The sequence below is a fragment of the Roseomonas sp. OT10 genome, assembly GCF_020991085.1.
In the GTDB taxonomy this organism is placed as follows: Bacteria; Pseudomonadota; Alphaproteobacteria; order Acetobacterales; family Acetobacteraceae; genus Roseomonas; species Roseomonas cutis.
Window position 1 is genome coordinate 4,498,817 of record NZ_CP087719.1, and the last position, 13,605, is coordinate 4,512,421.

12 protein-coding genes are annotated in these 13,605 nt (G+C 72.7%); 7 read left to right on the forward strand and 5 right to left on the reverse strand.

Annotated features, from left to right (window positions below):
* Positions 1–66: 66 nt before the first annotated feature.
* The 3 genes from LPC08_RS20490 to LPC08_RS20500 are packed head-to-tail and all read right to left on the reverse strand — an operon-like array spanning position 67 to position 3,669.
* Positions 67–1,062, reverse strand: coding sequence for an ABC transporter ATP-binding protein (locus LPC08_RS20490; RefSeq protein WP_230450085.1), 996 nt, complete (start codon positions 1,060–1,062; stop codon positions 67–69).
* Positions 1,059–2,096, reverse strand: a complete 1,038-nt coding sequence (locus LPC08_RS20495; RefSeq protein ID WP_370643261.1) for an ABC transporter ATP-binding protein — start codon at positions 2,094–2,096, stop codon at positions 1,059–1,061. Before LPC08_RS20495 ends, LPC08_RS20490 begins: the two co-directional genes overlap by 4 nt.
* A gap of 4 nt (positions 2,097–2,100) precedes the next feature.
* Complete coding sequence (locus LPC08_RS20500; protein WP_230450086.1) at positions 2,101–3,669, reverse strand: ABC transporter substrate-binding protein; 1,569 nt, start codon at positions 3,667–3,669, stop codon at positions 2,101–2,103.
* A 140-nt stretch (positions 3,670–3,809) separates the two neighbouring features.
* On the opposite strand from LPC08_RS20500, the gene LPC08_RS20505 reads away from it, so the two are divergent.
* The 6 genes from LPC08_RS20505 to LPC08_RS20530 all read left to right on the forward strand — a co-directional run bounded on the left by LPC08_RS20505 (position 3,810) and on the right by LPC08_RS20530 (position 9,262).
* The gene (locus tag LPC08_RS20505) at positions 3,810–4,538 is read left to right on the forward strand and encodes a FadR/GntR family transcriptional regulator (RefSeq protein WP_230450087.1); all 729 of its coding nucleotides are present in this window, start codon (positions 3,810–3,812) and stop codon (positions 4,536–4,538) included.
* A gap of 4 nt (positions 4,539–4,542) precedes the next feature.
* Positions 4,543–5,484 carry an ABC transporter permease gene (locus LPC08_RS20510; protein WP_230450088.1) on the forward strand — a complete coding sequence of 314 codons (942 nt, stop codon included), beginning with the start codon at positions 4,543–4,545 and terminating at the stop codon, positions 5,482–5,484.
* Between the two features lie 7 nt (positions 5,485–5,491).
* Positions 5,492–6,379 carry an ABC transporter permease gene (locus LPC08_RS20515; protein ID WP_230450089.1) on the forward strand — a complete coding sequence of 296 codons (888 nt, stop codon included), beginning with the start codon at positions 5,492–5,494 and terminating at the stop codon, positions 6,377–6,379.
* Positions 6,380–6,731: 352 nt separating this feature from the next.
* A complete protein-coding gene (locus LPC08_RS20520) occupies positions 6,732–7,922 on the forward strand; it encodes an enolase C-terminal domain-like protein (RefSeq protein WP_230450090.1) in 1,191 nt (396 codons plus the stop codon).
* The gene (locus tag LPC08_RS20525) at positions 7,919–8,833 is read left to right on the forward strand and encodes a 2-hydroxyacid dehydrogenase (protein WP_230450091.1); all 915 of its coding nucleotides are present in this window, start codon (positions 7,919–7,921) and stop codon (positions 8,831–8,833) included. The genes LPC08_RS20520 and LPC08_RS20525 overlap by 4 nt, the downstream gene beginning before the upstream one ends.
* A gap of 51 nt (positions 8,834–8,884) precedes the next feature.
* The gene (locus LPC08_RS20530) at positions 8,885–9,262 is read left to right on the forward strand and encodes a hypothetical protein (protein WP_230450092.1); all 378 of its coding nucleotides are present in this window, start codon (positions 8,885–8,887) and stop codon (positions 9,260–9,262) included.
* 315 nt (positions 9,263–9,577) lie between these two features.
* Here the strand turns inward: LPC08_RS20530 and LPC08_RS20535 are convergent, their stop codons facing one another.
* Positions 9,578–10,858, reverse strand: a complete 1,281-nt coding sequence (locus tag LPC08_RS20535; protein WP_230450093.1) for a Zn-dependent hydrolase — start codon at positions 10,856–10,858, stop codon at positions 9,578–9,580.
* A gap of 505 nt (positions 10,859–11,363) precedes the next feature.
* Here LPC08_RS20535 and LPC08_RS20540 point away from each other — a divergent pair.
* Positions 11,364–12,566: an IS481 family transposase gene (locus tag LPC08_RS20540; protein WP_230450094.1), complete on the forward strand. Its 1,203-nt coding sequence runs from the start codon at positions 11,364–11,366 to the stop codon at positions 12,564–12,566.
* Between the two features lie 65 nt (positions 12,567–12,631).
* Here LPC08_RS20540 and LPC08_RS20545 read toward each other — a convergent pair whose 3' ends face one another.
* Positions 12,632–13,537: a LysR substrate-binding domain-containing protein gene (locus LPC08_RS20545; RefSeq protein WP_230450095.1), complete on the reverse strand. Its 906-nt coding sequence runs from the start codon at positions 13,535–13,537 to the stop codon at positions 12,632–12,634.
* Between the last annotated feature and the right edge of the window lie 68 nt (positions 13,538–13,605).

Sequence of the window (13,605 nt, forward strand, 5' to 3'; positions counted from 1 at the left end):
GCTCCTGGCGGATGGGGGGTACGGGGGCGAAGGCAGCGCCTTCCCCCCGGGGAGCGGGCACGACGCTCAAGCGATCTCCTGACGGATGCAGGCCACGGCATGATCCGCGCCCACGTCGCGCAACGGCGGAACCGCGTCCCCGCAGGCGGGGACAGCCTCCGGGCAGCGGGTGCGGAAGGGGCAGCCGGAGGGCGGGTTCAGCGGGCTGGGGATGTCGCCGCGCAGCACGATGCGCGGGCCACGATCGGCATGCGGCCGGGCCTCGGGCACGGCGGAGAGCAGGGCGCGGGTATAGGGGTGGCGCGGGGTGCGGTAGACCTCGCGGGCCGGGCCGATCTCCATGACGCGGCCGAGGTAGAGCACGGCCACGCGGTCGGAGACGTATTCCACCACCGCCAGGTCGTGGGCGATGAGCAGCATGGTCAGGCCGAGCCGGGCGCGCAGCTCCTCGATCAGCGCCACGATCTGCGCCTGGACGGAGACGTCGAGGGCGCTGACTGGCTCGTCCGCCACGATCAGCTCCGGACCGGGGGCGATGGCGCGGGCGATGCCGATGCGCTGGCGCTGGCCGCCGGAGAATTCGTGCGGGTAGCGCCCGGCATGGTCGGCGCGCAGGCCGACCGTTTCCAGCAGCTCGGCCACGCGGTCGGTCCGTTCGGCGCGGGTCTTCAGCAGGCCGAAGGTCTCCAGTGGCTCGGCGATGCTGTCGCCCACGCGCAGGCGCGGGTTCAGCGAGGCGTAGGGGTCCTGGAACACCATCTGCATCCGCTGGCGCAGCGGGCGCATGGCGCGGCTGGGCAGGGCGGCGACATCCGTGCCGTCGAACATGATCCGGCCGGCGGAGGGCTCGTGCAGCCGCATCACGCACTGGCCGATGGTGGTCTTGCCGGAGCCGGACTCGCCCACCAGCCCCAGCACCTCGCCCCGGCGCAGCGTGAAGGAGACGTCGGTCACCGCCTGCACCGCAGTGGGCGCGCGACCGGACAGGCGGCCCAGGCCGCCGGGCTTCTGCGGGAACCACTTGCGCAGCCCCTCGACCGCGAGCAGCGGCGCGGCGGTCATGCGGCCTGCTCCAGCGGCAGGGCGGGAATCTCGCCCATGCGGATGCAGCGGGCGGCACGCCCGGGCCCTGCGGCGAGCAGCGGCGGTGGCGCGGCGCGGCATTCGGCGCGGACATGGACGCAGCGCGGGGCGAAGCGGCAGCCGGGGGGAGGGAAGGCGGGGTCGGGCGGGGCGCCGCCGATCGGGCGCAGGGGCCGCCGGCCGCGCCAGGAGGAGCCGAGCTCCGGCACCGAGGCGAGCAGGCCCTGGGTATAGGGGTGGCGCGGGCTGGCGAGGATGTCGCCCACCGGCCCCTCCTCCACCACCTGGCCGGCATACATGACCGCCACGCGCCGGGCCATCTCCGCCACCACGCCCAGATCGTGGGTGATGAACAGCATGGACAGCCCCGCCTCCTGCTGGAGGCGGCGCAGCAGGTCGAGGATCTGCGCCTGGATGGTCACGTCCAGCGCCGTCGTCGGCTCGTCCGCGATCAGCAGGCGCGGGTTGCAGGCCAGCGCCATGGCGATCATCACGCGCTGCCGCATGCCGCCCGACATCTCGTGCGGATAGCTGCGGGCACGGCGCGCGGGGTCGGGGATGCCGACCTGCTCCAGCGCCGAGAGCGCCCGATCCCGTGCGGCGCGGCCGGTGCGCCCGCCGGGGGCGCCGTGCAGGGCGGCCGCCTCGGCGATCTGGTCGCCCACGGGGAAGACCGGGTTCAGCGAGGTCATCGGCTCCTGGAAGATCATCGCGATCTGCCCGCCGCGCAGCCGCCGCCGCGCCTCGGGCGTCAGGGCGAGGAGATCGACGGGCCCCCCGCCCTCCGGCCGGAACAGGATGCGGCCGGAGAGGGTGCGCGCCTGCGGCTGCGGCAGCAGCCCCATCACGGCGAGCGAGGTGACGGACTTGCCGGAGCCGGATTCCCCCACCACGGCCAGGGTCTCGCCCGGGGCGACGTCGAAGCTGACGCCGCTGGTCACGGGCGTGACGCGGTGGCGGCTGGCGAAGCCGATGCCGAGGTCCTGGACGGAGAGCAGGGGGAAATCCGTCACGGCGTCAGACCGGCTTCGGTTGCAGCCAGGCGGTGCCGAGCAGCCAGGCACCGCCGGAATCGATCTCCAGGTTCTGCAGCTCGCGCCGCACGACATGCCGCGCCTCGCGGAAGAACAGCCAGGCGTAGTAGTCGCGGTCGAGCAGGAGCTGCTGCGCCTTCGCGTAGAGCCGCTTGCGCTCGGCGCGGTCGGTGGCGCGGCGGGCGGCGTCCACCGCGTCGAACACCTCCGGGTCGTTGATGCCGGACCAGTTCTGCGAGGCGTCGCGGCCGAAGAAGGGGCTGAACACCTGGTCCGGATCGGCGCGCGGCACGTTGACGCGGCCCATGGCGATCTCGTGCTGGTGGTCCAGCACCTTGGGCACCCAGGCCTGCCGCTCCAGGATCTCGATCTTCAGGTTGATCCCGGCGTTGCGGAGCTGCGCCTGGATGAGCTGGGCGAGCTGCGTGTCCGGGTCGCGCTGGATGATGGAGAGGGTGGCGGAGAAGCCGTTCGGATGCCCCGCCTCGGCCAGCAGCCGCTTCGCCCGCGCCACGTCGAGGGTCGGGGCGCGCAGCGAGCCGTCGAAGTTCCACTCGCTGTTGGGCACGAAGGTCGGCGTCACCGCGCCGTATCCTCGGGTGATGGCGCGCATCAGCTGGTTGCGGTCCATCGCCGCGTTCACCGCGGCGCGCAGCCTCTGGTCGTTGAAGGGCGGCCTGGTGACGTTGAAGGTCAGCCACTGCGCGATGCCCGGCGGCACCGGCATCAGGCGGAGGGCGGGGTTTGCTTCCACCTCGGCGAAGTCGCGCGGGGTGATGCCGTCCACGACATGCACGTTGCCCGCCTTCACCTCGATCATCTTGACGGCGGTGTTGGGGATGAAGCGCACCGTCACGCCGTCGGCATAGGGCAGCTTCTTTCCGTCCGCCCCGTCGCGCCAGTAGCTCTCGTTGCGGTGCATCACCACCTGGCTGCCGGAGACCCATTCGCCGAAGCGGAAGACGCCCGTGCCGACGGGGTTGCGCCCGAAATCCGCGCCGAACTTCTTCAGCGCCGTGGGCGAGCACATCATTCCCGCCTCCACCGCGAAGGCGGAGATGGCCGCGCCCGAGGGGCCCTTCAGCCGCACGCGGACGGTGTGGCTGTCCGGCACCTCGACCGAGGCGACGTCGCCCATGTCCGGCGAGCGCGGCGCGTTGGTGGCGGGGTCGATGGTGCGGCGGATGTTGAAGGCCACCGCCTCGCCGTCGAAGGGCGTGCCGTCGTGGAAGGTCACGCCGCGGCGCAGGCGGAACAGGATGGAGGCGCCACCATCGCCGTACTCCCAGGATTCCGCCAGCCAGGGGACCAGCTCGCCCTTCTCGTCGAAGCGCACCAGCGATTCGAACATCTGGATCAGCACGTAGCGGTCCGAGGTGGGCGCGTCGCCCATGATCGGGTCGAGGCTGCGCGGCTGGAGGTCCATCGAGGCGACGATGCGGCCGCCGCGGATCGGCTCGGCATTGGCCTGGGCCAGGCCCGGCCACGGCACGAGGGCGGCGGCGGAGGCGCCCAGCAGGGCGCGGCGCGAGAGCGCGAGGCGACGGTTCATGTGGACGTTCCCTGGTTCCGGCGGCCGGGCACCGGGACTGCCTGTCCCCGTGCCTTCCGTCTTGCCAGGAACCTTTCAGATATCTTATAGGTTCGTCAAGCGTATTTCGCGCCACGACCCTGGGGAGGAGGACGACGCCCGTGACCGCGTCCGCAGAGCGACCGCGCCTGACCGCCTCCGTCACCGATTTCGTGCTGGGCCGGGTCGCCGCCCGCATGCTCCGCCCCGGCGACGCCTTGCCCAGCGAGGCGGAGCTGGCCCGGCTGCTCTCCGTCTCCAAGCCCGTGGTGCGGGAGGCGATGGGACGGCTGGTGGCGCTGGGCCTCGTCTCCGTGCAGCAGGGCAAGCCGACCACGATCCAGCCGCTCTCCGCCGGTCCGTTCCAGGAGCTGCTGCGCATGGCGGTGCGCACGCACGACAACGGGCTGCACGAGGCGATCGAGCTGCGCCGCGCGCTGGAGACGGAGGTCGCGGCGCTGGCCGCAGAACGCCGCAGCGAGGCGCAGGTGGAGGCGATGTTCGGCCACCTCGCCACCATGCGCGCCAATCCGCAGCGGCTGGACCCCTGGCTGCGGGCCGACTTCGCCTTCCACCTGACGCTGGCCCAGGCGGCGGAGAACCGGTTGCTGGCGCTGCTGGTCGACGCGCTGTCCGACGTGATGCGCTACACCATGCGGCTGATGGGCACGCAGATGGACCTGCGCGACCCCATGGCCACCCTGGCCCGCCACGTGGCCATTGCCGAGGGCGTGCGCGACCGCGATGCGGAGGCCGCGCGCCGGGCCATGCGAATCCATTTCGACGCGACCGACAGCGTGGTGAAGGCGATCGGCGACGATCCCGAGCGCCTCGCCCGGCTGGAGGACTGAGCCCATGCTGCGACGAATCGGAAACCGGCTGCTCGCCATGCTACCCGTGGTCGCGATCGTGACCGTGGTGGTCTTCGCGCTGACCAACCTGCTGCCCGGCGATCCCACCCTCACCATCCTGGGCGAGCAGGCGAGCCCCGCCGCCCGTGCCGCGGCGCGGGCCGCCTACGGCCTCGACGACCCGCTGCCGCTGCGCTACGCGCAATGGGTCTGGCGGGCGTTGCAGGGCGATCTCGGCCGCTCCTTGCGCTCCAACGAGCCGGTGGTGGCGATGCTCCAGGCGCGCGTGCCGGTCACGCTGCTGCTGGCGGGGCTGTCCATCCTGATCGCCGTCGCCATCGGCCTGCCGGCCGGCGTGCTGGCGGCGCGCTTCCGCGGCACCTGGCTGGACGTGGCGGCCTCGCTCACCTCGCTGGCAGGGATGGCAGTGCCGTATTTCTGGCTGGGCGTGCTGCTGATCCTGCTCTTCTCCGTGCGGCTCGGCCTGTTCCCGCCCTCGGGCTACGTGCCGCTGACGCGGGACCCCGCCCTCGCCCTCCAGCACATGGCGCTGCCGGCACTGACCATCGGCCTCGCCTTCGCCGCGCTGGTGATGCGCCAGACCCGCGCGGCGATGCTCGGCGTGCTGAGCCAGGACTATGTCCGTACCGCCCGCGCCAAGGGCCTTCGCGAGCGCTCCGTCATCCTGCGCCACGCGCTGCGCAACGCGCTGATCCCGGTGGTGACGGTGATCGGCCTGCAGGTCGGCGCGCTGCTCGGCGGCGCGGTGGTGACGGAGACGGTCTTCGCCCTGCCCGGCCTGGGGCGGATGCTGGTGGAAGGCATCTTCCAGCGCGACTTCCCGGCGATCCAGGGCGCGGTGCTGTTCATCGTGGCTGCCGTGCTGCTGGTGAACCTCGTCACCGACCTGCTCTACGCCGTCCTCGATCCCCGCGTGCAGGCGTGAGGCCCCGATGAGCGCGACCGCCCTGCCGCTTCCCGCCATGCCGCGCAGCGCCTCGCCCGGCCGGGTCTTCCTCCGCCGCGTGCTCCGCTCCTGGCAGGGCGCCGCTGCGGTGGCCATCCTGGCCCTGGTGCTGGGCATGGCGCTGCTGGCGCCCTGGCTCGCCCCCTATTCCCCCATCGACGTCGATTTCGACGCGCTGACCGAGGCCCCCTCCGCCCGCCACCTCTTCGGCACGGACGAGGTGGGGCGCGACGTCCTCTCCCGCATCATGCACGGCGCCACCGTGTCGTTGCAGGTCGTGGGCCTCGCGGTCGGGCTGGCGCTGGCGGTGGGCTCGGCCATCGGCCTCGTCTCCGGCTGGCTCGGCGGCTGGGTGGATGCGCTGATCATGCGCGTCATGGACGCGCTGCTCGCCTTCCCGCTGCTGGTGCTGGCGCTGACCATCGTCGCCATCCTCGGCCCGGACTTGATGAACGCGATGCTCGCCATCGCCATTACCAAGACCCCCGGCTTCGCCCGGCTGGTGCGCGCCGAAGTGCTGACTTTGCGCGGGCTGGACTTCGTCAAGGCGGCCCGCGTCGCCGGCGCCGGCGACCTGCGCATCCTCGCGCGCCACATCTGGCCCAACGTCTCGGGCAATGTGCTGGTCTACGGCTCGCTCTCCGCCTCCCAGGCGCTGATCACCGAATCCGCCCTCTCCTTCCTCGGCCTCGGCGCCCAGCCGCCGGCGCCGAGCTGGGGCTTCATGGTCGCCACCGGCCTGGAATACCCCGCCGCCTGGTGGATGTCCGTCTTCCCCGGCCTCGCCATCTTCCTGACCGTCCTGGCCTTCAACTTCCTCGGCGACGCCGCCCGCGACGCGCTGGACAGCCGGTTGCGGCACGATGATGCGTGAGGGCGCGCCCGTTCCCCGGGGGAGGCGTTGCCTCCCCCGATACCCCCTCCACCGGGGCCACAAGCGGGCCCCGGACCCCGCTGGGCGTTGGCGCCCGCTCGGCGGTCCGCCTGCGGGCGGAACCCGGGGAGCGCGCGGACAGGCGGGGCACCGATGAAGAATGATCCCGGCCGCGAGCGCGGACATGCCCCTCGCCGGGGAGCGTGGCTCCCCGGCGCGACCCCGACGACACGCGCGAACGAACGGAAGGTCCAGGAAACTCAGTTTCCTGGCGGATAGGGGGTACGGGGGAAAGGCAGCGCCTTTCCTCCGGGCCACGAAGTGCAACGTTCAGAGGAGAGACGTCCGGACCATGAAGATCGTGGACATGCGGGTGCGCTGCGTGGCGATTCCGCTGGACAGCCAGTTGCGGCACAACACGGGGGTGCATCCGGGCTACTTCCTGCGCACCGTGCTGGAGCTGATCACCGACGAGGGGATCGTGGGCCTGGGCGAGGTGGGCGGCGGCGACCAGCGCGGGGCGCTGATGAAGCTGAAGCCGCGGATCCTGGGCATGGACCCCTTCGCGCTGGAGCTGATCAAGCTGAAGGTGCTGCGCGCGATCTACTACCTGTCCAATGCGCGGCTCTACGCGGCGATCGAGATGGCCTGCCTCGACATCCAGGGCAAGATGCTGGGGCGGCCGCTCTCGGACCTGCTGGGCGGGCGGGTGCGCGATGCGGTTCCGATGATCGGCTACCTGTTCTGGCGCTACGATCGGCCCGGCGGGGGCGACGACCGCTCGGCCGAGGATGTGGCGGAGCATTGCGTGGAGCTGCACGAGACGCTGGGCGTCACGGCGATGAAGCTCAAGGCGGGGGTCGAGGACCCGTTCGAGGAGGCGCGGGTGCTGGAGCTGTGCCGCAGGCGGCTGGGCGACCGCTTCGGACTGCGAATCGACCCGAACGGCGTGTGGTCGGTGCGCACCGCCGTCGCGGTGGGGCGGCGGCTGGAGGCGCTGGGGCTGGAATACTACGAGGACCCGTCCTGGGGGCTGGAGGGCAACGCCGCCGTGCGGCAGCAGGTGCGCATCCCCATCGCCACCAACATGTACCCGGCGCGCTTCGACGATCTCGGCCCCGCGATCCGCATGGGCGCGGTGGACATCGTGCTGACCGACATCCACTACTGGGAAGGGCCGCGCGGGGTGAAGGACCTGGCCGCGGTCTGTCGCACCTTCAACCTGGGGGTCGCGATGCATTCGGGAGCGGAGTTCGGGATCGAGCTGGCGGCGATGCTGCACACCGCGGCGACCATCCCGGAGATGACGGTCGCGGGCGACGCGCACTATCACTACCTGACGGACGACATCATCCAGGGCGGCAAGATGCGCTACGTGGACGGCGCCATTGCCGTGCCGACCGGGCCCGGCCTGGGCGTCGCGCTGGACGAGGAGAAGATGGAGAAGTACGGCCGCCTCTACGAGGAGAAGGGCGACTACTACGCCCGCTTCCACGCCGACCCGCGTCGGCCGGACTGGTTCCCGGTGGTAGGCGGGCAATGAGCGCGCCGGAGGTCCTGATCCTCTCGCCCTACCTGCCGGAGGAGGATGTGACGGCGCTGCGCGGGTTGTTCCCCTGCCACGGCCCTTTCGACGCCGCCGGGCTGGACAGCTTCCTGGCGACGCAGGGCGGGCGGGTGGCGGGCATCGCCACCAGCGGCAAGGTGGTGCTGGACGCGGCGATGCTCGACCGGATGCCGGGGCTGCGGATCATCTCCTGCTTCAGCGCCGGGACGGACCGCATCGACACCGACGCGCTGGCGCAACGCGGCATCCCGCTCACCACCACCTCGACCGCGCTGGCGGAGGACGTGGCGGACCTTGCCATCGCGCTTGCTGTCATGGCGCGACGACGGCTGGTGGCGGCGGATGCCCATGCCCGGGGCGGCGCCTGGCGCCAGGGGGCCTTTCCCCTGGGACGCTCGCTCAGTCGCTGCCGGCTCGGCCTGCTCGGCTACGGGCATATCGGGCAGGCGGTGGCGCGGCGGGCGGCGGGCATGGGGATGCCGATCGCCTACTGCACCCGGCGCCGCCGCGAGGACAGCCCGCATGCCTACCGCGCCACGCCCCTGGAGCTCGCGCAGGGCTGTGACCTGCTGGTGGTGGCCTGTCCCGGCGGCGAAGCCAACCGGCATCTGGTGACAGGCGCCGTGCTGGACTCGCTGGGGCCGGAGGGCACGCTGGTGAACGTCGCGCGTGGTGAGATCGTGGATCAGGACGCGTTGATCGTGCGGCTGGCGGACGGGCGCCTGGGATCGGCGGGGCTCGATGTGCTGGAGGGCGAGCCGGTGGTGCCCGAGGCACTGGCGCGACTGGAGAACGTGGTGCTGCTGCCGCATCTCGGCAGCGCAACGGTCGAGGCTCGTCACGCGATGGGACAGGCCATGATCGAGGGCTTGGTGAAGCACCTGTAGACGCCCCATGGCTTGCCTCGGGGTCTGTTCGAACGGCCGTGGACGATGGCCATGCCGGCGGTGAACAACCCCAGGCGCGCCCCCTCGTTCTGCTCGTCGTGCCTCCGGTGGCGCGAGACCGTCCTGGGTGAACGCCTCCCCGGCGTCGTGCTCCGCCACTGCGCGGCACATCTGCCTGGCTACGCCCTCTGCTTCCGCAGCATGGCGGTCGCGGCAATCAAGGCCGGCCTCGTCGAGGAGGCGCGTGAGGCGTTGCGTAAGGTCGCGCGCCTGCGGCCCGACTGGGTCGCAGGCACAGCGCCGATCTTCTGGTTCCTGCGCTGGCCCGAGGATGTCGAGCGGTACGGGAAGGCGTTTCGCATCGCACGGCGCCTGGGTACGGCGGCCGATGCGGGCGGCCTGATGCCGGCTCCCACCGCCCTGGCGTGACGCGCGGCGCCGCCATAGGCCGGGTCCCGCTGCACGAGGAGGTAGACGGCCAGCGGGCTGGCCAAGAGCACCTCCATCAGGCGCCAGACGCCCAGCCCCACCGCAACTTCCGTCACGCATCTTGCCTGCGCCGCTTCGAAGCGAGGATAGGGGCGCCCCTAGCCTGCCACCAAGCAGGACCACGGATGCCCATACCTCCTCGGCGCCGGGTTCGCCGTCATCGCTGCGCGCTTCGGATGGCGCGTCTGGCGAAGACCGGCGGAGGCTTCCGCATCCTGGCACAGCACCATGGCCTTGCCGCCGCCATCCCCTGGTTCAGGCAGGTGTCCGCGGATCCTCGCCCTGCGTCACCCAGCGCATCAGCACCCGGCAGGCCGCGTCGAAATCCTCGATCCGCATCGCCTCGTCCGGGTTGTGGCTGCCGTTCTGGTTGCGCACGAACAGCATGGCCGAAGGGATGCCCGCCTTCTGGAAGGCCGAGGCGTCGTGCCCGCCGCCGCTGGGCATCCGACGGTGCGGCACGCCCAGCATCCGCGCGGCCTGCCCCAGCCCTTCCAGCAGCGCGGGGTCGAGCGGCGTCGGCGTGCCGGCGCTTTCCGGCCCTAGCTCGAAGCGCACGCCGCGCCGTGCCCCGATCTCCGCCACCAGCCGGTGCAGCGCCGCGAAGAGCCGGTCCAGCGCCTCCTGGTCGACGCTGCGCACGTCCAGCTTGAATTCCGCCTCGCCGGCGATCTTGGTGAAGCCCGCCTCCGCCGCCGTGGCCATGACGCAGAAGGTGCAGACCAGCTCGCGCCCCTCCGCCTCCAGCGCGATCCATTCCTGCTCCAGCCGATAGGCCAGCTCCGCCAGCGCGGCCGCCGCGTCGCGGCGATAGCGGCGCGGCGTTGCCCCGGAGTGGTTCCACTCCCCCAGCACCCGCGCGAAGCGGTGCCTCCGGCTGCCGGGGATGCCGGTGACGAGCGCGACCGGCAGCCCCTCCGCCTCCAGCACCGGCCCCTGCTCGATGTGCAGCTCGACGAAGGCCGCGGTGTCGCGCGGGGTCAGCGCCGCCTCGCCGCGCGCGCACCAGTCGGGGTCGAAGCCCGCCGCCCGCATCGCCTCGCCCAGCGTCACCGGCGCATCCATCCGCCGCACCGCCAGCGCCTCGGGTGGCAGCATGCCCAGCGCCGCGCGCGAGCCGGGGCAGCCGAAGGGGAACCAGGCGCCCGCCTCCTCCGCCCGGATCGCCATCACCGTGATGTCCCGCGGCGGCACGAAGCCCGCGCGGCGCAGCCCGGAGACGACGGCCAGCCCCGCCAGCACCCCCGCCACCCCGTCGTAGTCCCCGCCGCGCGGCACGCTGTCGAGGTGGCTGCCGAACACCACCCGCCTCGCCGCCCGGTCGGCCCCGGGCAGAGTCAGGTATAGGTTCCCGGCCGGATCGGTGCGCGCCTCCAGCCCGATCCCCTCGCCCGCCTCGCGCACCAGCGCATGGGCGGCGTTCTCGCCAGGGCCGTAGGCCTCGCGCGTCACCCCGCCGGCGGGATCGGCGGTGGCCGCGTGCAGCCGGGCGAAGAGCGTGGCGGCGAGTTCGGTGTCGGGCAGCAGGTTGGTCATGGCGGCCCAGGGAAAGCGCGAAGCCCCGGCTTTTGCCAGACACAGGATTCCTGCGCCCCCACGGCAGGAAACCTGCGGCAGCCTGGTCGGGTGGCTGGCTCTGCGCAGGGCCTTGTGGTGCGCACGTGACCCGGGGGGAAGGCTCCGCCTTGCCCCCCGATACCCCCCATCCGCCAGGAGCAGAGCCCCTGGACCCCCTGGGGGCTGCCGCGGGACAGCCTGACACGGGATCGCGGCGCCGGAGGTCCATGACCTCCGGCGGGTTCGGCTACCTCGCGCGCTGACGGATTCTTACTTTCCTGCGCCCCGCCTGATCCCGTGCTCTCCGGGTTCAGTCCGGAGACCGACCCCCCACCACGCAGAGCCAAACTCCCGCCGGGGTCCGGGGGCCGGCCCGCCCCCGGTGGAGGGGGTATTGGGGGAGGTGTTCAGACCGGGGACATTCCTGACGCTTGTTCGGAGACATGCTTGACGCTGATGGGCGAGTGGCCTCGGGAGAGGGACGATGCCCTGGAAGGCGTTATCGGTGATCGAGAGCCGAAGGGAGTTCGTGCGTCTGGCCGGCACGGGCGAGGTGAGCGTGGCGGAGTTGAGCCGCCGCTTTGGGATCAGCCGGCAGACGGGCTTTGCCCTGCTGCGCCGGTATCGGGAGGCGGGCGAGGCTGGGCTGGAGGATGCCTCGCGCCGGCCGCGGACGAGCCCGCGGCGGGTGGGGCCGGAGATGGAGGCCCGCCTCCTCGAACTCCGGGCCGCGCACCCGCGCTGGGGTGGGCGCAAGCTGGCACGCCGGCTGCGCGACCTGGGGGTGGAGGCGGTGCCGGCGCCCTCCACGGTGACGCAGGTGCTGCGCCGGGCCGGCCTGCTGGAGGCGGGCGAGATGCCCGACCGGCGCGCCAGCGGCCGTTTCGAGCGATCGGCCCCCAACGAGCTGTGGCAGATCGACTTCAAGGGGCACATCCCGGCCGGCAAGCGGCGCTGTCATCCGCTGACCGTGCTGGACGACCATTCCCGCTATGCGCTGGGCATCCTCGCCTGTGCCGGCGAGACGCTGACGGAGGTGCAGGCGCGGCTGAGCGAGGTGTTCCGCCGCTATGGCCTGCCCGCGGCCATCCTCTGCGACAACGGCTCGCCCTGGGGGGCATGCGGCCAGCTCGGGCGCCTGCCGGTCCAGCGCAGCGCCTTCGAGGTCTGGCTGATGCGCCTCGGGGTGGCGACCCGGCACGGCCGGCCGCGCCACCCCCAGACCCAGGGCAAGGACGAGCGCTTCCACCGCAGCCTGGACGTGGAGGTGCTGCAGGGCCGTCATTTCGCCGACCTCGAGGCCTGCCAGCGCGCCTTCCAGGCCTGGCGCCCCGTCTACAACGAGCAGCGCCCACACGAGGCGCTGGGCCTGGCCGTCCCGGCCAGTCGCTATCAGCCCAGCCGCATCCCCTTCCCCCGCACCCTGCCACTGCCCGACTACTACGCCACCGACCTGGTCCGGCGGGTGCGGCCCGACGGCTGCTTCAAGCTGAAGGGCCACTTGGTCGGCCTGTCCCAGGCCTTCGCCGGCCTCGACATCGCCCTCAGGCCCACCTCATCCCAACACCTCCTCAGCCTTCATTTCATGCGCTTCCACCTCGCCAACCTCGACATCTCCGCCTCCCCCACCATTATCCACTCCGTCAGGGATGTCTCCGTACACCCGTCAAGCATCTCTCCGGTCTGAACAGGGGAGGCAAGGCCTCCCCCGGGGAAGCCGGGCCACGCACACCCCTCACCGTGACACGCGCCTCAGCCGCCGCCGGCCTCGCGCAGCAGCCAGTCGCGCAGCGCCACCAGCGCCACCTCCCGGCCGCGTGCCGGCAGGTGGGCCAGGTGCCAGCCGGTGCCCCGGCGCAGTGGCGGCACGGCGGGCGCGGGGTTCACCAGCCGGCCGCTCTCGAGTTCCGGCTGCACCAGCGACAGGTCCGCCAGCGCCACCCCCAGCCCATGGCCCGCCGCCTGGGGCGGCAGCAGCGAGGAGCCGAAGCGCAGCGCCCGGTCCGGCCGCAGCCCGCGCAGCCCGGCATGGGCGAACCACTCCTCCCAGTCCTCCGGCGCGGTGTCGGAGACCAGCAGCGTCTCGCCGGCCAGGGCACGTGGCTCGGCCAGGTCGCGCGCCGCCAGCCAGGCGGGGGCGCAGACGGGCACCAGCCGGTCGGGGAAGAGCAGGTGCGTGGCGAGGTCGGGCCAGGGGCCACGCCCATGCACCACCGCCGCATCCGGGGTGCCCGCCCCCGATCCGCCATGCAGCGCCGGCGCCTCGATGCCGGTGGACAGGCGCAGCTCGATCTCCGGGTGCTCGCGATGGAAGCGGGGCAGCCGGGGCAGCATCCAGCCGATCGCGAAGGAGGTCTGGGCAAAGACCCCCAGCGCCGTGCGCGGGCGGGGCGACAGGGCGCGGGCGATCCCCGCCTCCATCGCGTCCAGCGCCTCGGACAGCACGGGCAGCAACGCGCGGCCCGCGGCGGTCAGGGTGAGCGAGCGCGGGCCGCGGTCGAACAGGCGCTGGCCCAGCCGGGCCTCCAGCAGGTGGACGTGGCGGCTGACCGCGCCGGGGGTCACGCCCAGCTCTCCCGCCGCGGCCGCGAAGCCGCCCAGCCGGGCGGCCGCCTCGAAGGCGCGCAGGGCGTTCAGGGGTGGCAGGTCACGTCGCATGGACCCGCAGGAAAGCTGAGGCTCTGGCGGAGAACAAGTGGTTTGTCTGCGGCTGGCCCGCGGCGCAG

Coding starts and splice junctions, on each gene's coding strand:
- LPC08_RS20510 (WP_230450088.1), top strand. CDS start 4,543: ATGCTGCGACGAATCGGAAACCGGCTGCTCGCCATGCTACCCGTGGTC.
- LPC08_RS20500 (WP_230450086.1), bottom strand. CDS start 3,669: ATGAACCGTCGCCTCGCGCTCTCGCGCCGCGCCCTGCTGGGCGCCTCC.
- LPC08_RS20520 (WP_230450090.1), top strand. CDS start 6,732: ATGAAGATCGTGGACATGCGGGTGCGCTGCGTGGCGATTCCGCTGGAC.
- LPC08_RS20535 (WP_230450093.1), bottom strand. CDS start 10,858: ATGACCAACCTGCTGCCCGACACCGAACTCGCCGCCACGCTCTTCGCC.
- LPC08_RS20490 (WP_230450085.1), bottom strand. CDS start 1,062: ATGACCGCCGCGCCGCTGCTCGCGGTCGAGGGGCTGCGCAAGTGGTTC.
- LPC08_RS20540 (WP_230450094.1), top strand. CDS start 11,364: ATGCCCTGGAAGGCGTTATCGGTGATCGAGAGCCGAAGGGAGTTCGTG.
- LPC08_RS20515 (WP_230450089.1), top strand. CDS start 5,492: ATGAGCGCGACCGCCCTGCCGCTTCCCGCCATGCCGCGCAGCGCCTCG.
- LPC08_RS20525 (WP_230450091.1), top strand. CDS start 7,919: ATGAGCGCGCCGGAGGTCCTGATCCTCTCGCCCTACCTGCCGGAGGAG.
- LPC08_RS20530 (WP_230450092.1), top strand. CDS start 8,885: ATGCCGGCGGTGAACAACCCCAGGCGCGCCCCCTCGTTCTGCTCGTCG.
- LPC08_RS20545 (WP_230450095.1), bottom strand. CDS start 13,537: ATGCGACGTGACCTGCCACCCCTGAACGCCCTGCGCGCCTTCGAGGCG.